13 protein-coding genes and 1 pseudogene are annotated in these 17,969 nt (G+C 73.6%); 7 read left to right on the top strand and 7 right to left on the bottom strand.

Annotated elements, in window-relative coordinates; translation table 11 throughout:
• Positions 1–17 precede the first annotated feature (17 nt).
• Positions 18–830, bottom strand: coding sequence for an ABC transporter permease (locus ABZ172_RS21875; RefSeq protein WP_356885468.1), 813 nt, complete (start codon positions 828–830; stop codon positions 18–20).
• Positions 827–1,753 (bottom strand): ABC transporter ATP-binding protein, encoded by a 927-nt coding sequence (locus ABZ172_RS21880; RefSeq protein WP_356885470.1) that lies wholly within the window; start codon positions 1,751–1,753, stop codon positions 827–829. The genes ABZ172_RS21875 and ABZ172_RS21880 overlap by 4 nt, the downstream gene beginning before the upstream one ends.
• 312 nt (positions 1,754–2,065) lie before the next feature.
• Between ABZ172_RS21880 and ABZ172_RS21885 the strand changes: the two genes are divergently transcribed.
• Both ABZ172_RS21885 and ABZ172_RS21890 read left to right on the top strand, forming a co-directional pair.
• Positions 2,066–4,279 (top strand): helicase, encoded by a 2,214-nt coding sequence (locus tag ABZ172_RS21885; protein ID WP_356885516.1) that lies wholly within the window; start codon positions 2,066–2,068, stop codon positions 4,277–4,279.
• A gap of 654 nt (positions 4,280–4,933) precedes the next feature.
• The gene (locus tag ABZ172_RS21890; protein ID WP_356885472.1) at positions 4,934–6,109 is read left to right on the top strand and encodes a MarR family transcriptional regulator; all 1,176 of its coding nucleotides are present in this window, start codon (positions 4,934–4,936) and stop codon (positions 6,107–6,109) included.
• A 128-nt stretch (positions 6,110–6,237) separates the two neighbouring features.
• Here ABZ172_RS21890 and ABZ172_RS21895 read toward each other — a convergent pair whose 3' ends face one another.
• The 3 genes and pseudogenes from ABZ172_RS21895 to ABZ172_RS21905 all read right to left on the bottom strand — a co-directional run bounded on the left by ABZ172_RS21895 (position 6,238) and on the right by ABZ172_RS21905 (position 10,463).
• Positions 6,238–6,915, bottom strand: a complete 678-nt coding sequence (locus ABZ172_RS21895; RefSeq protein WP_356885474.1) for a response regulator transcription factor — start codon at positions 6,913–6,915, stop codon at positions 6,238–6,240.
• Positions 6,912–8,141 carry a sensor histidine kinase gene (locus ABZ172_RS21900; RefSeq protein ID WP_356885476.1) on the bottom strand — a complete coding sequence of 410 codons (1,230 nt, stop codon included), beginning with the start codon at positions 8,139–8,141 and terminating at the stop codon, positions 6,912–6,914. The genes ABZ172_RS21895 and ABZ172_RS21900 overlap by 4 nt, the downstream gene beginning before the upstream one ends.
• 98 nt (positions 8,142–8,239) lie before the next feature.
• Positions 8,240–10,463: pseudogene (locus ABZ172_RS21905) on the bottom strand (MMPL family transporter).
• A 249-nt stretch (positions 10,464–10,712) separates the two neighbouring features.
• Here ABZ172_RS21905 and ABZ172_RS21910 point away from each other — a divergent pair.
• Positions 10,713–11,579, top strand: coding sequence for an AraC family transcriptional regulator (locus ABZ172_RS21910; protein ID WP_356885478.1), 867 nt, complete (start codon positions 10,713–10,715; stop codon positions 11,577–11,579).
• A 15-nt stretch (positions 11,580–11,594) separates the two neighbouring features.
• On the opposite strand, the gene aac(3) is transcribed toward ABZ172_RS21910, so the two are convergent.
• Complete coding sequence (gene aac(3) / locus ABZ172_RS21915; protein ID WP_356885480.1) at positions 11,595–12,464, bottom strand: aminoglycoside 3-N-acetyltransferase; 870 nt, start codon at positions 12,462–12,464, stop codon at positions 11,595–11,597.
• A 319-nt stretch (positions 12,465–12,783) separates the two neighbouring features.
• Between aac(3) and ABZ172_RS21920 the strand changes: the two genes are divergently transcribed.
• The 3 genes from ABZ172_RS21920 to ABZ172_RS21930 all read left to right on the top strand — a co-directional run bounded on the left by ABZ172_RS21920 (position 12,784) and on the right by ABZ172_RS21930 (position 16,090).
• A complete protein-coding gene (locus ABZ172_RS21920; RefSeq protein ID WP_356885482.1) occupies positions 12,784–13,467 on the top strand; it encodes a hypothetical protein in 684 nt (227 codons plus the stop codon).
• A gap of 261 nt (positions 13,468–13,728) precedes the next feature.
• A complete protein-coding gene (locus ABZ172_RS21925) occupies positions 13,729–15,405 on the top strand; it encodes a cellulase family glycosylhydrolase (RefSeq protein WP_356885484.1) in 1,677 nt (558 codons plus the stop codon).
• 85 nt (positions 15,406–15,490) lie between these two features.
• Positions 15,491–16,090 carry an isochorismatase family protein gene (locus tag ABZ172_RS21930; protein ID WP_356885486.1) on the top strand — a complete coding sequence of 200 codons (600 nt, stop codon included), beginning with the start codon at positions 15,491–15,493 and terminating at the stop codon, positions 16,088–16,090.
• A gap of 263 nt (positions 16,091–16,353) precedes the next feature.
• Here ABZ172_RS21930 and ABZ172_RS21935 read toward each other — a convergent pair whose 3' ends face one another.
• On the bottom strand, positions 16,354–16,644 hold the full coding sequence (locus ABZ172_RS21935) for a hypothetical protein (RefSeq protein ID WP_356885488.1): 291 nt from the start codon (positions 16,642–16,644) through the stop codon (positions 16,354–16,356).
• A 352-nt stretch (positions 16,645–16,996) separates the two neighbouring features.
• On the opposite strand from ABZ172_RS21935, the gene ABZ172_RS21940 reads away from it, so the two are divergent.
• Complete coding sequence (locus ABZ172_RS21940) at positions 16,997–17,956, top strand: ATP-dependent DNA ligase (RefSeq protein WP_356885490.1); 960 nt, start codon at positions 16,997–16,999, stop codon at positions 17,954–17,956.
• Positions 17,957–17,969: the final 13 nt, after the last annotated feature.

The following is a 17,969-nucleotide window of genomic DNA, read 5'->3' on the forward strand; positions in this document are numbered from 1 at the left end:
CACCTGTCGGCGCGGGTTCAGCCACGCGGGCCCCAGCGGAACCAGCGCCGCACACCGAGGGCGGCCGCCCCGGTCCAGGCGAGGGCGAGGAGCAGCGCCCGGCCCTGGTCCAGGACGCCGAGGTCGCCGGTCCAGCCGCCCCTGAGCAGGTCCATCACCGGTGAGAAGGGCAGCCAGGCGCTGATGTCGGCCAGCGTGCCGGGCAGGATCTCGCGCGGGACGAACATCCCGGAGCCGACCATGCTCAGCAGCCAGAACGGCAGGAAGGTCAGTTGTGCGCTCTCCGCCGTCCGGGTGACCGCAGCGGTCAGCGCGCCCGCGGAGACGAGCATCGCGCCGCCGATGAGCAGTCCGAGGACCATCAGGTGGGGGGCCGCGGGTGCGGGGGCGTCCAGGACCACCGTCAGGCCGATGATCAGCAGGGCGCACTGCACGTACGCCAGGAGCAGCGCGGGGAACGCCCCGCCGGCGAAGATCTCCCAGTCGCGGACCTCGCCCGTGCGCAGCCGCTTGAGCACGAGGCTCTCGCGCCGGGTGACGTAGACGCCGACCAGGTTCGTGTAGACGGAGAAGATCAGGGCCAGGCCCAGCGAGCCGGGCAGCAGGACCGTGGCGATCGACAGGCCCGTGCCGCCCAGGTCGAGGCCGTTGACCACGCCGCGCATCGAGAAGGTCGTGACGGCGGGCACCAGGAGTGCGGTGACCAGTGCGGCCCGGCTGCGCAGCAGCAGGGTCAGCTCCGCGCGGCCGAGGGCGGCCATGCGGGAGGCGGAGCCGCGTCGCGCCGGCGGGGCGGTGTCCACGGGGCGGGTGGGCGCGGTCGTGGTCATCGTGTCTCCTCGTCGTCCAGGCCCTTGGCGATCTCCATGAAGGCCTCTTCCAGTGATGCGGACCGTGCGTCGAGGGCGTGCAGGGTGACGCCGGTGCGGTGGGCCCAGGTGAGCAGTTCGGTGGCGGTGCGCTGGAGGTCCCTGGTCTCCAGGCGGACGGTTCCGCCCACGGTCTCGTGCCGGGTCACACCCATGGCCGGGAGCGGGGGGAGCTCGCCGAGGAGGCGGTCAGGGGGCAGCCGGAAGCTGATCCGGGCGGGGCGTTCGGCCACCACGTCGGCCACCCGCCCGGTGGTGGCGATCAGACCCTGGTGCATGATCGCCAGCCGGTCGGCGAGCTGTTCGGCCTCTTCGAGGTAGTGCGTGGTGAGCAGCACGGTCGTGCCCTGGAGCTTCAGCTCGCGGATCAGCTCCCAGGTGTCCCGGCGGGACTGGGCGTCCAGGCCGGTGGTCGGCTCGTCGAGGAACAGCACCTCGGGCCGTCCGAGCAGCGCCAGCGAGAGGTCCAGGCGCCGGCGTTCGCCGCCGGAGAGCTGCTTGACCCGTACGGCGCGCCGGTCGGAGAGGTTGGTCATCTCCAGGGCCTCGTCGGCGGGGCGGGCGCCGCTGGTGCAGCCCGCCCACATCTGCACGGTCTCCCGGACCGTCAGCTCCGGCGGGAAGCCGCCTTCCTGGAGCATCACACCGATGCGGTGCCGCACCTGCGCCCGGTCGTGGAACGGGTCGTGGCCGAGCACCCGGACGGATCCCCCGGTGGGGGTGGCCTGGCCTTCGAGGAGTTCCAGGGTGGAGGTCTTTCCGGCGCCGTTCGTGCCCAGCAGGGCGAACAGCTCTCCGCGGGCGACCGTGAAGTCGATGCCGCGTACGGCGTCGAAGTCGCGGTAGCTCCGTTTCAGTCCGACGGTTTCGATGACGGGGTTCATGCACTCCACACTTCCCGCGGTACGGGTCGGCGGGCAGTGCGCTCTGTCATCAGGTCCGTATGACAGGTGTCATACCGGCCCCTGACCCGGGGCTCCGCAGCGCCTCGCGCGGACGGTCGGGGGCGGAGTACGGCCCGGTGGGGAGTCACGGCTCCGGACACCACAAATCCCCGGTCCTTAATTGCGGTCCGGGGATTGGCTCACGTATATTGGGTCGTTCTGTGCGCCCACAGAAAAGGCCCCTCGGAAGGGGCCAACAAGCAACACCATATCCGGCAGGGAGCGATTTTGTCAACTCGCGAAAACGTCGAATTGCAGAAGGAGCAGGAATTCATCGACCGGCTCTACGACCGTGTCGACACGCTGCGCGGCGACACCGCACAGCGCGTCGAGGACGCGTTGACCCCGGTGGGGAACGGTTTGCAGGCCCGGCTCGAACGCGATGTGCTCGTCGCCGAGCGTTCCGGTCTGCTCGCCGCCCTGAATGCGGTGGACGGCTCGCTGTGCTTCGGCCGTATCGATCTTCGCGACGGCGCCGCGCACCATATCGGCCGGATCGGAATTCGTGAGGACGACACCGCGCACACGCCCCTGCTGATCGACTGGCGCGCGCCGGTGGCCCGGCCCTTCTATCTCGCCACCGGGCACACACCCATGGGGCTGCGCCGGCGCAGGCACCTCACCACCGAGGGCCGCACGGTGACCGAGCTGCACGACGAGATCCTCGACCTGCGCGACGGCGAACGCACCGGTTTCGAGGACCCGAGCGGCGACGCGGTGCTGCTCGCCGCGCTGAGCTCCGCCCGCACCGGCCGCATGGGCGACATCGTGCGGACCATCCAGGCCGAACAGGACCGCATCATCCGCGCCCCGCACCGCGGGGTCCTGGTGGTCGAGGGAGGACCCGGCACGGGCAAGACGGCGGTCGCGCTGCACCGGGCGGCGTTCCTGCTGTACGAGCACCGGGAGCTGCTGGCCAAGCGCGCGGTCCTGGTCGTGGGCCCCAACCCGGCGTTCCTGCGCTACATCGGCGAGGTGCTGCCCGCGCTCGGCGAGACCGGCGTCATGCTCGCCACGCAGGCGGAGCTCTTCCCGGGCGTCCACGCCCGCGGCACCGACAGCCCGCGCGCCGCGGCGGTCAAGGGCGGTGCGGGCATGGCCGAGGCGCTGGCCCTCGCGGTGCGCGACCGGCAGGCGCTGCCCGAGCCCGGCGCCCCGGTGATCGTCCCGCACGACGACGGTGACCTCGTGCTGGACTGGGAGATCGCCTACGAGGCCCGGCAGGCGGCCCGCGAGACCCGGCTGCCGCACAACCTGGCCCGGCCGTACTTCACGTTCCACGTCGTCGACGCCCTCACGAAGCAGCTGGCCGAGCGCATCGGCGCGGACCCGTACGGCGGCCCCAACTTCCTCGGCCCCGACGACCTCGCACAGCTCGGCAAGAGCATCGCCACCAGCGAGGAGGTGCACGCCGCCGTCGGCGGGCTGTGGCCGCCGCTCACTCCCGAGGGCTTCCTCGCCGACTACCTGGCCGAGCCGGTGTACCTCCCCGACGAGGACGCCGAGGCCGTCCGGCGCGCTCCGGGCCGGGGGGACTGGACCCCGGCCGACGTGCCGCTGCTCGACGAGGCGGCCGAGCTCCTGGGGTCCGACGACAGCGCCGAGCGGGCCGCCGCCGAGGCGGAGCGCCAGGAGCGGGTCGCCTACGCGCAGGGCGTGCTGGACCTGTCCCGGGGCTCGGAGACGTACGAGTTCGAGGACGAGGAGGACTCGGAGGTCCTGGCCGCGCACGACGTCATCGACGCCGAACGAATGGCGGAGCGGCAGGAGGAGGCCGACCACCGCAGCGCCGCCGAGCGGGCCGCCGCCGACCGGACCTGGGCGTTCGGCCACATCATCGTCGACGAGGCGCAGGAGCTGTCGCCGATGGCCTGGCGGCTGCTGATGCGCCGGTCGCCGACCCGCTCGCTGACCCTGGTGGGCGACCCGGCGCAGACCTCGGAGGAGGCCGGCATCGGCTCCTGGGACCGCATCCTGGAGCCGTACGTCGGTGACCGCTTCGAGCATGTGCGGCTGGGCGTCAACTACCGTACGCCCGCCGAGATCATGGACCTGGCGGCGCAGGTCGTACGCGCCGAGGACCCGTCCTTCGAGCCGCCCGGTTCGGTGCGTTCCACCGGCGAGACGCCGTGGACGCGGGACTCGGGCGCGGACCTCGCGGGCGCGGTGGCCCGGGCGGTGCGTGAACTGACCCCCGCGGAGGGGCGCCTCGCGGTCATCGCGCCGCGCGAGCTGCACGAGGAGATCGCGGCACCGCTGGACGGGGTCACCGCGGGAGCCGAACCCGACCTGACCCGCCCTGTGGTCCTGCTGGGCCCGCGCGAGGCGAAGGGGCTCGAATTCGACCACGTCCTGGTCGTGGAGCCCGGACGGTTCGGCACGAGCGACCTGTACGTGGCACTGACCCGGGCCACCCAGCGCCTGGGCATCGTGCACCGGGAGGATCTGCCCGCCTCGCTGCGCTGAGGACACGCGGGCGGGACCCGGGGGCACGGTCCGCCCGTACGGTCGTCCCGTCCACCCTGCGGGCGGGCTCCGGTTCCCGGGCATGCGCCTCGCCGGGAGCCGGAGCCGGATTCGCGGGCATGCTCCCGGCCTGCGGACGGGGCGGGGTGGGTCCGTGCACGGGCACCCGGTCCGTCGGGACACCCGGTCCGTCGGGGCACCCGGTCCGTCGGCGTGCACCGGCTCGTCGACCTGTGCCGCACCGGCCCGTCGTCCTGTGCGGCTCCGGCCCGTACGCCGCCCGGGCGGCGGCTCCCCCACACCGTCCCGGCGCTCGGAGCCCGGGGCCCGGGGCCCGGGATCCGAGCGTCGCTCCCGGGGTTCACTCCTTCGGGGCCCGGAATCCGGTCCTCCGCCCGGCGCCCGAGCTTCGGGACCCGGGCGTCGGGACCCGAGGTCCGGGATCCGAGCGATGCCTTCAACCGGGAGGGGAAAGAAGGGTTTCAGGGCAACCTCCCCACCCTCCCCGCCCCGTCACGGCCAGCAAGTATGACTAATCGTGACCAACTTGCGGCGGAGCGTCGCGACTGCCTACGGTGCGAGAACAGAACGACCCCGACACGGTGTTGACGCACCAGGCCGGGGTCTCACCGCAAGATCGAAGAAAGCGATCCCGTGGCTGCCCTGCACAGTAACGCCGCCCTGCGCGCCCCCGCATCCCCGCGCCCCCGCCCGATGGCCAAGCCCGGTTACGGCAAGCGCTCCATGCCCGGCCAACGCCCGCGCAGCGCACACGACTTCGCCCTTCTTCCGGCCCGCGAGCGATACGTCGCCGGATTCGTCGACCAACTCCCCGACGGCGCCTCGATGGACGTCAAGAGCCTCGCCAGGCAGCTGCCGCTGTACGGCCAGCAGGCCGTCAGCTCGGCTCTGCGGGCCCTGGCCACCGCGGGACACCTGCGCCGCGTGCGGTGCCTGGTCAACACCGCGGGCCAAGTCCGCTGGGTGTCCCGGACGTTCTGGAGCCGCACGGCGCACGACAACGAGTGGTGGGCCGCAGCCGAGCTCACCACAGCCCCGCCGGCCGCCCCCGCGCCCATGCCCGCGCCAGCCCCCGGGCCCGCACCCGCACCCGCACCCGCACCGACAGTCGGCCCCTCATCCACGGCGGCGGCGACCGGGCCGTCCGGTCCTGCGCCGACACCCGCAGCCGTCTCCGCTTCGGCGCCCGCCACCGAGCCGGTGCACGACGAGCCCGCGCCCCCGCCGGTGCCGCCCGCCGCACCCATGTCCGCCGCCCCCGCCGCACCCATGTCCGCTGCCCCCGCCGCGCCTGCCGTGCCGCAGCAGCGGTCTCCGGCCAGCGCCAAGAGCCCCGAGGCCCCTTCTCCCGCCTATCTCGCGCTGGCGCGGCTCGGCCGCGTCGACTCCCGGCTGGCGCTGTCCGCCGCCGACTGCGCCGCCCTGGAGGCCAGGGCCTCGGAGTGGCTCGCTCGCGGCGTGGACACGGACTACCTCACGCAGGCGCTCACCGCCGGGCTCCCCGACCGGGTCGGCTCCCCCGTCGGCCTGGTCCGCCGTCGTCTCACCGACAAGATCCCGCCGCATGCCCCCACCGCACCGGTGCCTCCCGCGCCGGGCGCCCCTGTGCACCGCGTGATGCTGGAGTGCATCGAGTGCGGCGCTCCTGGGCGCCCGGAGGCCCTCCCCGACGGCCTCTGCCGTCCGTGCCGCAGCCCGGGTCGGGACACCGCACCCCCGGCCTCCGGTCACCCGAGCGGGGAGGACGTCCGTACGTTCACCGCCGGACTCAGAGGCATGCTCAAGTCAGCATGCGAACAGCCGACTTGATGGGCACCCTTGCGGGGGTCGGGTGTGCCGTGATCGTCGCCGGAGGGCCCGACAAGCGGCGTCGTAGAGGCGGTTGAACACCGCCGGAAAGCCCGCCGCACCTCACGGTCCCGGCCCCGGCGGGTGCGTCAGCCGCCGTAGGGGCGGGGCTGGACCAGTCCGCTCTGGTAGGCGATGACGACGAGTTGGGCGCGGTCGCGGGCGTGGAGCTTGTTCATGGCGCGCTGGATGTGGCTGCGGACCGTCAGCGGACTGACGACGAGCAGGTCGGCGATGTCGGCGTTGGACTTCCCGTGGGCCGCCAGGGCCATGACCTCTCGTTCGCGGTCGGTGAGGGCGGCCAGGCCCTGGGGCGGGGCGAGCGGCGTGTCGTCGGGGGCGGCGAGGAAGCGGGTGATGAGCGCGCGGGTCGCCGTGGGAGAGAGCAGGGAGTCGCCCGCGGCCACGGTGCGGATACCGGTCAGCAGGACGTCCGCTCCGACGTCCTTGCCGAGGAACCCGCTGGCACCGGCGCGCAGGGCCTCCGCGACGTTCTGGTCGTCCTCGAAGGTGGTGAGGATCAGGACGCGGGTGGCCGCCAGTTCGGGCCGGGAGCAGATGTCGGTGGTGGCGGCCAGACCGTCGGTGCCCGGCATGCGGATGTCCATGAGGACCACGTCGGGGCCGTGTTCGAGAGTGAGATCGATCGCCTCCCGGCCGTCGGCGGCCTCGGCGACCACGGTCATGCCGGGGTCCGACTCGATGAGGATGCGGAAGGTGGCCCGCAACAGGGCCTGGTCGTCGGCGAGCAGGACGCGGATGGTCATGGGGCGGTGCTTTCGTCGTGGCTGTCCGGGGGGAGGTGACCGCCCGGGGAGGCGTGACCGCCCAGCGGGAGGGCGCAGACGACTTCGAATCCGCCTTCCGGGCGGCGCCCCGCCCGGAAGGTGCCTCCGGTGGCGAGGGCACGCTCACGCATGCCGAGCAGTCCGAAACCGTGGCCGGGACGTCCGGCCGGGCCGAGCGGAGCTCCGTCGCCGCCGTCGGTGACCGTCAGCGTGAGCAGGCGCGGGTCGTACGCCAGCCGGACACGGGCCGTGCGGGTGGCCGCGTGCTTGGTGACGTTGGTCAGGGCCTCCTGGACGATCCTGTACGCCGTCAGGTCGAGCCCCGGCGGGAGGGGCTGCGGCTGCCCGTCCACGGTGACGGTCACGTCGAGGCCCGCCGCCGCGCATGCGGAGACCAGGTCCGGCAGTTGCTCCAGACCGGGTGCGGGGGCGAGGCCGTCGTCGGTGTCGGTGTCCTGGCGCAGCAGGCCGACCGTGGACTTGAGTTCGCGCAGGGCGGCGGCCGTCGTGCCGGAGAGCTTGCCCAGGATCTCGTACGCCTGGTCCGGGTCGGTCCGTGCGAGGTGGGCGGCGGTGCCCGCCTGGGCGTTGGCCAGGGCGAGGTGGTGGGCGACGACGTCGTGGAGCTCCCGGGCGATGCGCATGCGCTCCTGGACGACGCGGTGCCGCGCCTCCTCCTCGCGTTCGCGGGCGGCGTGCTCGGTGCGCGCGGCGGCGTAGTCGCGGCGGACGCGTACGTAGCTTCCGAGCGCGGCGGAGAGCAGGATCCAGGCCGCCGGGTTGACGACGCCGATGACCCAGCCGCTGAGGAGTGCGCTGTGGCTGACGACGGCCACGATCGTGGCCGTCGCCGCCACGACCGCCGTGCTCCAGGCGGCCACCCGGTTGAGCCTCAGGCTGGTGGAGTACTGCGCGGTCAGCAGCGGGCTGAACAGGAGGGGCGTCATGAGGTGGCCCATGGTTCCCTCGGCGACGGCGCACAGGGTGGTCAGCGCGAGGACCGGCAGAGGGTGGCGACGCCGTCGGACCAGCGCCGCGGAGCCGACGGCGGACAGGACGACCGCCGGCCACAAGGAGGGCGAGCCCGGCATCGTCCAGTGGCTGAGGAGGCTTCCGCCCACGGCGGCCGCGAACACCAGCACGATCTTCGCGGCCTCGGTGGTGCGGGGGCTGCTCGACGCCCGGCGCTGCCAGGTGGTGCTCATCGTGTGCTCTCCGGGGTCATGTCCAGGTGCGGCCATCGTGACAGACACGGGCCGCGAAGCCGCCGAGGACGGCTCCGCGGCCCGGCGGGCGGGCCCGCTCAGGTGCGGGCGGGTTCCTGCGGGCGGGTACGGGTGCCCGTGAGGTCCTGTGCGGACGGGGACGCGGCCCGGGTGAGCCCCGCACCCTCGACGTCGACGCGGGGCAGCATCCGGTCGAGCCACCGGGGCAGCCACCACGCCTTGTCCCCCAGCAGGGCGAGGACGGCGGGCACGAACGCCATGCGGACGACGAACGCGTCGAACAGCACCGCGACCGCGAGGCCGAAGCCGATCGTCTTGATCATCGACTCGCCTGCTCCGACGAACCCGGAGAAGACCGCGATCATGATCACCGCCGCGGCGGTGACGACACGGGCGCTGTGCCGGAAGCCGGTCACCACCGCCTGCGGCGGACGCTCCCCGTGGACGTACGCCTCCCGCATCCGGGCGACGAGGAACACCTCGTAGTCCATGGCCAGTCCGAACACGATGCCCACCAGGAAGATCGGCATCAGGCTCATGATCGGCCCGGCCTGCTCCACGCCGAGCAGTTCGGCGCCCCAGCCCCACTGGAAGACGGCGACGACCGCGCCGAGCGACGCGAGCACCGACAGCAGGAACCCGAAGGCGGCCTTGACGGGCACCAGCACGGAACGGAAGACGACCATCAGCAGCACCAGCGACAGGAGCACGATCACGATCAGGTACGGGACGAGGGCGTCCTGAAGTGCCTGGGCGACGTCGATGTTCATCGCGGTGGAACCGGTGACCTCGAAGGTCGCCCCGGTCTCCTCCTCCAGCGCGGGCCGCTCGGCCCGGATGGTCTGGACGAGGTCCTTCGTCGTCTCGTCACTCGGCCCGGTGGACGGCACGACCGAGAGCAGCGCGGCGTCGCCCGCGGCGTTGAACTGCGCCGGGGAGACGGACACGACACCTTCGGTGCCCTTGATCTGCTCGGCGATCGTCGCGGCGGCGGCCTTCGGCTCGGCCGCGCCCCTGACGTCGGCGACGATCGTCAGCGGGCCGTTGAAACCCGCGCCGAACCCGTCGGCGAGCGCGTCGTAGGCACGGCGCTCCGTCGAGGAGACCGGCTTGGCCTCGGCGCCCGGCATGCCCATCTGCAGATCGGCTGCGGGCAGGGCGAGCACGCCCAGGCCCACGGCACTGGCCAGCAGGACCGTCACCGGACGGCGCAGCACGAAACGGGCCCACCGGGTGCCGCCGTTGCCCTCGGCTCCCGCGGACCGGCCGGCCGGTCGCCGCCGGGCCTTCCGGGACAGGACGGCGTCCGGCCACATCCCGAGCAGCGCGGGCACCAGTGTCAGCGCGACCAGGACGGCGAGGACGACGGCGCCCGCTGCGCAGAGACCCATCTTCGTGAGCATCGGTACGCCGATCACGGAGAGCCCGGCCAGCGCGATGACGACCGTGAGACCGGCGAAGACCACGGCTGACCCCGCCGTGCCGGTCGCGATTCCCACCGCCTCCCGGGGCTCGTGCCCGTTCGCCCGTTCCTCCCGGTAGCGCGACACCACGAGCAGGGCGTAGTCGATGCCGACGGCGAGGCCGAGCATGGAGGCGAGCGTGCCGGTGGTCATCGACAGCCCGAAGGCGCTCCCGAGGGCGAGGATCGCGCACATGCTGGTCCCGACGCCGACGACGGCGGTGAGCAGGGGGAGCCCGGCCGCCGCGACGGAACCGAAGGTGATCAGCAGGACCACGGCGGCGAGTCCGATGCCGACGGCCTCCCCCGCCCCACCGGCGGCCGGCTGGGTGGCGAGCGCGGTTCCGCCCGTCTCCACGGTGAGACCCGCCGCGCGGACCTCGTCGACGGCGCTCCAACGCCTCCTTGTCTGCGTCGGTGAGATCGCCCGCGGCGACCTTGTAACTGACCGTCGCGTACGCCGTCGAGCCGTCCTCGCTCACCGCGCCGGCCTGGAAGGGGCTGACGGCACGGGCGACCTGCGGCTGCCCGGCGGCCTCCTCGACCAGTGTGTCGATGGCCGCACGGTTGCCGGCCGCGGTGACCTTCCGGCCCTCGGGCGCGATGAACACGATCCTCGCGTCGGCGCCGTCGGCGTCCGGGCCCGGGAAGCGCTCGCCTATGAGGTCGAACGCCTTCTGCGCCTCGATGCCCGGCATGAAGGAGGTGCCGTCGTCGCCGGCGGCGGGTGCCCCGGCGGCGCCCGCCCCGACGGTGCCGAGGGCCACCGCCCACAGCAGGACGACGAGCCAGCGCCGCCGGAAGGCGGTACGGCCCATGCGATAGAGGAAGGTAGCCACGAGTCTGAGATCTCCGCATCCGAAGTGGGGTACTGCTCAAGACTCGCGAAACGGGGCGTCCCCGGCGTCGTGCGCCTGCCGTCACTTCGGCCTGGTGCGGTCGCACGAGGCGGGGAGCCCGGTCGTACTCCGGGATGAGGAGGGCCGGGCTGCGCGGGCCGGCCCGACCCCACCGGATCGGGCACAGGATGTCGGGTCCGGCAGGGTGGGCCCTTCCTAGCGTGAGCGGGGACAGGGAAGGAGTCCGGAATGCTGGAACGGCTGAACCGGGCCATGGAGCACATCGAGGCCCACCTCGACGAGCCGCTCGACGTGGCCGGCCTGGCGCGCGTCGCGATGACGTCCGAGTACCATTTCCGGCGCATGTTCTCCGCACTGGCGGGTCTCCCACTGTCGGAGTACGTCCGGCGCAGGCGGCTGACCGTGGCGGGCGCCGAGGTGCTCGCCGGTGAGCGGACGCTGCTCGACATCGCCACGCGCTACGGATACGGCTCGGGCGAGGCCTTCGCCCGCGCGTTCCGGGCCGTGCACGGCGTGGGCCCGGGCGAGGCCCGGCGCACGGGTGCGGCGCTGCACTCCCAGCAACGGATGTCCTTCCGCCTCATCGTCGAAGGGACCGGCAGCATGCGATACAGAATCGTGGACAAGGCGGGTTTCCGCGTGGTCGGCAGGAAGGCCCGCGTACCGCTCGTCCATGAGGGGGCGAACCCGGCGATCGCCGAGTTCGTCCGGGGCATCGGACCCGAGGTGACGGGCCGCATCACGGCACTCGCCGACCAGGAACCGGCCGGGATCGTCGGGGTCAGCGACCAGCTCGACCCGAGCCGGGCCGAAGGGACCGAACTCGACTACTACCACGGGGTGGTGACCGGCGCCGAGGTGCCCGAGGACATGGACGCCCTGGACGTCCCGGCCGGCCGGTGGGCCGTCTTCGCGCACTCGGGCCCGTTCCCGCAGTCCCTCCAGTACCTGTGGCGCGACGTGTTCACCCAGTGGTTCCCGTCCAACCCGTACGGGAGCAGGCCCGGGCCCGAGATCCTGAGCGTGCGCCTCTCCCCGGACGGGAAGGAGGCGGACGCCGAGCTGTGGATCCCCGTGGAGCGGTCCGCAGCCTGAGGAGCCGCTCCGGGGCTACCCGGCGCCGCCCAGCTTCTCCCTGATCCAGGAGAGGCCGAACTCCACGACCTCACCGGCCTCGAAGAGACAGCTGTCGGCGGCGCCGACCCTGCCCCGGCGGCCGGCGCCGCCGGCCAGCATGTCCCGGACGATCGTCTCGAACGGGTCCTGTCCGGCGGGCGCGACGGAGGAGTAGTCGAAGGCTCCCTGCGAGGAGTCGATGTCGCGGAAGCGGCGCCAGACGCGTCGCCCGCCCTCCAGGACCGGCTGCTCGTACTCCACGAAGCGCTTGCCCGGCACGTCGGACAGCGCCTCCGCGTGGTGCAGCAGGGTGAGGGTCTCCAGCGGTGCGCCCAGCATCAGCACCCGGCCGCCCAGGGCTACCAGCCGGGCGAACGGACTGCCGGGGCCGTGCGGGTCGTCCCACGGGTGGTCGGCCGTCAGCTCGGCGGCAGCCGCACCCAGCGCGGCCACGCTGACGTCGGGGTGCCGGCTGCGCACTGCGCCCGGCCACCGGCGCAGCGCCTCGGGGAGACGGCCGTTGTCGTGGTCCGCCTCGCTCAGCAGCGGGTCGTAGACGAAGGGCTCGGCCCTCACGGCGTCCTGCCAGGGACGCGGCCAGCCGGAGAAACCGTAGGGCAGGGCGTCGTTCCAGCCGCAGGTCACCATCAGGGTCCCCCGCTCCCCCACGGACTCGCACAGGGCGCCGATGAGGGCAGAGGGGCCGCCGACCACATATCCGAGGGCGGACATCCGCGTATGGAACATCACGGTGTCCCCCTCGGCGAGCCCGAGCGCGCGCAGGTCGCCGACGAGCCGGCTCCGGGTGACGGGACCGTCCGCGCGGGCGAGCAAGGCGGCCTGATCCGGGCGTGGTTCGTCCATGGGACGACGCTACCGGCCGCACGGGCGGAGATCAGGCGGTCGACCGCACGGCACGCGGGGCCCGGTCCGCCTCGGCCGCACGGCACACCGGCCGGGTCCGCCTCGGCCGCACGGCACGCGGGGCCCGGCCCGCCTGGGCCGCACGGCACGCGGGGCCCCACCGCCCGTAGGAGGCCGCCGGTCCGCCGCGCACAGCCGCTCACAGGGATTCCACAGAGTCCGGGAACCACCTGGCGCGATTCAGCCGTCCTCACGCCCGAACCACCGTACGGATGCAGCGGGTGCCGTGCGGGACACCGCCGGGTATCCGAGGAGCAACATGTCCGTCCACACCAGCAGCAGACGCGGGAACAGCGGCCCGAGCAGCACCGTTCCGTCGCCGCGCGGCTCCCGTGCGGCTCTGCGGAACTGCGCGAAGGCCGTCCTGGTGCTCACCCTGACGCTCGGAGCGGCCACGGCGTGTGGGCCATTCTCGGACAGCAGCAGCAGTTCCTCGAAGAACCGCAGCGGCTCGTCGAGCGGCAGCGGCCAGCGGGCCGAGGACTGGAAGGCCGGCGACTGCGCCGGTCCGGACACGAGCCGGTCGAAGGACGGTTTCCAGGCCCTCGACTGCGACGACCCGAAGGCCACGATCAAGGCGCTGGAGGTCAAGGACGGCGAGATATTCGCCGGGGCCGTCGAGTGCCCGGCCGGAACCGACGAGATCATCTCGGTGAAGGTGTCGTACGGCGGCAACGGGAGTGCGGGCCTCCCCAGCAAGACCATCTGCGGGCGGAACCTCTCGGACGACCACCCCGGTGACGCGGGCGCGGGCGGCGGACAGCTCGTGGTGGGCGACTGCGTGGACGACCAGGCCAAGGAGATCCCCTGCGCGGACGGCGGGAACAAGGTCCTCGCCCTCACCAAGACCGCCGACGCGTGCCCGGCGAAGGCCGACAACCCCATCGAGCTCTTCCCGAGCCCCGGCCGCCCCTACAACGCGATCTGCACCCTCAGGGCCTGAGGACGGACCACACGCGGCCGGCCTGCACCACCGGCCCCCACGGCGAGACCTGACGCCCCGCCGCCCCCGCACCCGCCCGTCTCCGGCGCGGGGGCAGGGCCGGGGCCGCGTCAGGGCCGGGGGACGAGTGCCTGATGCCGGGCACCTGATGCCGAAGTCTGCGCCATCTCTTGACGTGCCCCTGCCCAAGTGGCTTCATGGGAGCGCTCCCACGTCTCTTCCGATGCCTGTGTCACCCGACACCCACTTCCTGGAGTCGCAGTGAGATCAGCAACGAGCACGGCGCGCACGAGCCCCCCGCACCTCCTCCTCAAGGCCCTGGCCGCCCTCCTCGGCGTCGTCCTGCTGGGGGCGCTCGGGCCGGCCGCCGCCCAGGCCCGGCCCGCGCGGGCGGAAGCGGCGGCGACCGGTCTGCACATCAGCGACGGCCGCCTGGTGGAGGGCAACGGCAACGACTTCGTCATGCGCGGCGTCAACCACGCGCACACCTGGTACCCGGGCGAGACCCGGTCGCTGGCCGACATCAAGTCCTTCGGCGCGAACACCGTCCGGGTCGTCCTCTCCGACGGGCACCGCTGGACCCGCAACGGCCCCGCCGAGGTCGCGGGCATCATCGAGGACTGCAAGGCCAACCGGCTGATCTGCGTCCTGGAGGTGCACGACACCACCGGCTACGGGGAGGACGCCGCCGCGGGCACCCTCGACCACGCGGCCGACTACTGGATCAGCCTCAAGGACGTACTCGCCGGCCAGGAGGACTACGTCGTCGTCAACATCGGCAACGAGCCCTGGGGCAACACCGATCCGGCCGGCTGGACCGCGCCGACGACCGCAGCCGTGCAGAAGCTGCGCGGTGCGGGACTCACCCACACGATCATGGTGGACGCGCCCAACTGGGGCCAGGACTGGCAGGGCGTCATGCGCGCCCACGCCCGGGCCGTGTACGACGCCGACCCGACGGGCGACCTGATCTTCTCGATCCACATGTACAGCGTCTACAACACGGCCCAGGCGGTCACCGACTACCTGAACGCCTTCGTCGACGCCGGACTGCCGCTCCTCATCGGCGAGTTCGGCGGTCCCGCCGACCAGTGGGGCGACCCGGACGAGGACACCATGATGGCCACCGCAGAGCGGCTCGGCCTGGGCTACCTGGCCTGGTCCTGGAGCGGCAACACCGACCCCGTCCTCGACCTGGCGATCGGCTTCGACCCGAACCGGCTGAGCTCCTGGGGCGAGCGGGTCTTCCACGGGGCGAACGGCATCGCGCAGACCTCCGAGGAGGCCACCGTCTTCGGCGGCGGCGACCCGGACGACACCCAGGCCCCGACCGCCCCCGGGGCCCCGACCGCCTCCGCGGTGACGGCCACCTCCGTCACCCTCTCCTGGCCGGCCGCGACCGACGACGTCGCCGTCGCCGGGTACAACGTCGTCCGCCTCGGCGGCGGCGCCGAGACCCGTGTCGCGTCCTCCACCACCCCCGGCGTCACCGTGACCGGCCTCACCGCGGAGACGGCGTACTCCTTCGCCGTCTACGCCCGCGACGCCGCCGGCAACCGCTCGGCACGGTCCGCCGCGGTGAACGTCACCACCGACAGGACCACCCCCACGCCGGGCGTGGGCTGTTCCGTCGGATACCGGGTGGTCGGCGAGTGGCCCGGCGGGTTCCAGGGCGAGATCACCATCCGCAACACCGGTACCTCCGCCATCAGCGGATGGAACCTCGGCTTCAGCTTCGCCGACGGGCAGACCGTGTCGAACATGTGGGGCGGGACCCCCACGCAGAGCGGTGCCACGGTGGGCGTCGCCCCCGCCGCGTACACGGCCGCGATCGCCGCGAACAGCTCCGTCACGGTCGGCTTCACCGGTGTCAAGGGAGCCGCCAACACCTCCCCGACCGCCTTCACGCTCAGCGGCACCACCTGTACGACGGTCTGATCCGGGCCGTCGCCCGGCCGGCAGGAAGCCCCCGCCCCTGTCGGCCGGGCCCTGGATCCCCTCCTTTCCGGGCCATCATGACGGCATGACCTCTCATGCAACTGACGCTCAGGCACTCCCGGTTCAGGCGCTCGTCGTCGTCGACGTACAGCGGGCGTTCGTCCGCGGTGACGGCGCGCTCCCCGAGGCGGCGCGGCTCGTGGACCGGACGGCGGGACTGATCGCCCGGGCCCGGGAAGCCGGTGCGTTCGTCGTGCACGTCCAGAACGACGGACCCGCCGGGGCGGACGACGAACCCCACACCGCCGGCTGGGAGCTCCACCACCCGGTGGACGCGGGACGCGGGGAGGCGGTGGTCCGCAAGGCCCACGACGACGCGTTCCAGGAGACGCCGCTGGAGGGCCTGTTGAGCGCGTCCGGAGTACGGTCCCTGGCGGTCTGCGGCCTGATGTCCGAGATGTGCGTGCAGGCGACGGCCCGTACGGCCGTGGCGCTCGGCTACCGCGTCGTCCTGCCCCACGACGGCCACGCGACCTACGACATCCCGGCGGAGCCCGGTGTCAGCGCGCCGGTGCCCGCGGCCGTGGTGGCACGGGTCGCCGCCTGGCCGCTCAGCAGGGACGCCGATGTCACCGCCCGGGCGGCCGACGTGCGCTTCACCACCCCGGAGCCCGCCGGCTCCTGAGCCGGTCGTCCTCTGCGTCTGCCGTCTTCTGCGTCTGCCGTCTCCTGAGCCCGTCGTCTCCTGAGCTCGCGTCACGGCGGGCGGGGCGGGCGATCGGGCGGTCGGGCGGTCGGGCGGTCGTGGTGGCCCGCGGCGTCCGTACGCCCGGAACGCCCCAGGGCGGCCACGGCGTCGGCGCGAGGCAGGAGGCACTCGGCACCCGCACGGCCGAGGTGGCCGTGGCGTCACGGAGGGGGGCACGCCCCGGCCCGGTCGGCACGGCGTCACCGGTCACGGTCGAGTGCGGCGAGGACCCGCCGGAGCTCGCGGGCCCCTCTCCTGGACATCGCCCCCGTCACGACGTCCAGGAGGGCCCGCGCCTCGCGTGGATCGCCGCAGCAGAACCAGTGGACGTGGCCGTGTTCCTCACGGTGCAGCCGGACCCCCGACGGCAGCCGCATGTGGTTCTTCCAGGAGCGCAGCGCCTCGCCGACCTCGCCGGGCCCGAGGTGGTTGCGGCTCAGCTCCAGCCTGCTGATCTCGGCCAGGGTGCGCGAGGACAGGCCGTCGATCACGGTGCTCGGGCCGCCCGGTCGGCGACGGTGGTGAAGGGCGCGGAGGCGCCCCGGCCGGCTACGCGGCACGGGCCTTTCGGTCGGTCGTCATGCCGGACATCATGCCGGCACCGGGCGCTGCCGTCCTGGGATTTCCGGGCGAGTGCGCTCTGCGTCCGATCCGCCCGGCGCGGGCCGACCACGACGGCGGCACGGCGGGCACGGCGGGCACGGTCTGCGCCCTCCGGCGGGTGCCTCAGTGCCTTCCGGCACGTGCGGGCGCGCGGGGGGGGTGTGCGCCTCCGGTGGGGTCGGCCGCGCGCGGGCGTGGTGTCCGCGGGCCCCGTGGCGCGACTGCTGGGAGGCTGCGGCCATGGTCTCTCTGCCCCTGATCGCCCCGATGCTCGCCACTCCGGGCCGCCTGCCGTCCGCCGCCGTCGACGCGCAGTGGGCGTACGAGGTGAAGCAGGACGGCCAGCGGGCCATGGCCTATCTGCCGGGGGACGGCTCGCTGCGGCTGCTGGCCAGGTCGGGGGCCGTCATCACCCCGGCGTATCCGGAGCTGGCGGCGCTCGGGCCCGCGCTCCGGGGCGTACCGGCGGTCCTGGACGGCGAGATCGTCGCGCTGGACGACCGGGGACGCAGCGACTTCGAGCGGCTACAGGCCCGGATGGGGCTCTCCGGATCCCCCGCGAAGGCCGTTCGCATGGCGCAGCGGGTCCCGGCGCACCTGGTGCTGTTCGACGCCGTGTTCCTGCACGACCGGAGCCTCGTGCGGCTGCCGTACACGGAGCGGCGGGCGGCGCTCGAAGGGCTCGGCCTTGACGGGCCGCACTGGTCGACGCCCGCGGTCGTCGTGGGCCACGGCGCCCGGGCCCTGGACATGACCCGGGACGCCGGGCTGGAGGGGCTGATCGCGAAGCGGCTGAATTCGGTGTACGAGCCCGGGGTCCGCGCCCGCACCTGGATCAAGATCCGCCACGCCCGCACGGTGGACGTGGTCGTCGGCGGCTGGGTGCCCGGACGCGGCAGGCTGGGCGGGCTGCCGGGGGCGCTGCTGGTCGGCGAGCGGCATCCGGGCGGCCTGCGCTACGCGGGAAGCGTGGGGACGGGGTGGAGCGACGCCGAGCGGAGGAGGCTCGCCGCACTGCTCCGGGTCGCCGCCGTCGACACCTGCCCGTTCGACGAAACACCCCCGGTCGCCGGCGCCCGGTGGGTGCTGCCGCGGCTGGTCGGCGAGGTGCGGTACGCCACCCGGACGAAGGCGGGGCGGCTGCGCCAGCCCTCCTGGCACCGGCTGCGGCCGGACCTCGCCCCGGACGACCTCGGCTGACGACCCGCCCGGC

It is taken from the genome of Streptomyces sp. NPDC006296 (genome assembly GCF_040613235.1).
In the GTDB taxonomy this organism is placed as follows: Bacteria; Actinomycetota; Actinomycetes; order Streptomycetales; family Streptomycetaceae; genus Streptomyces.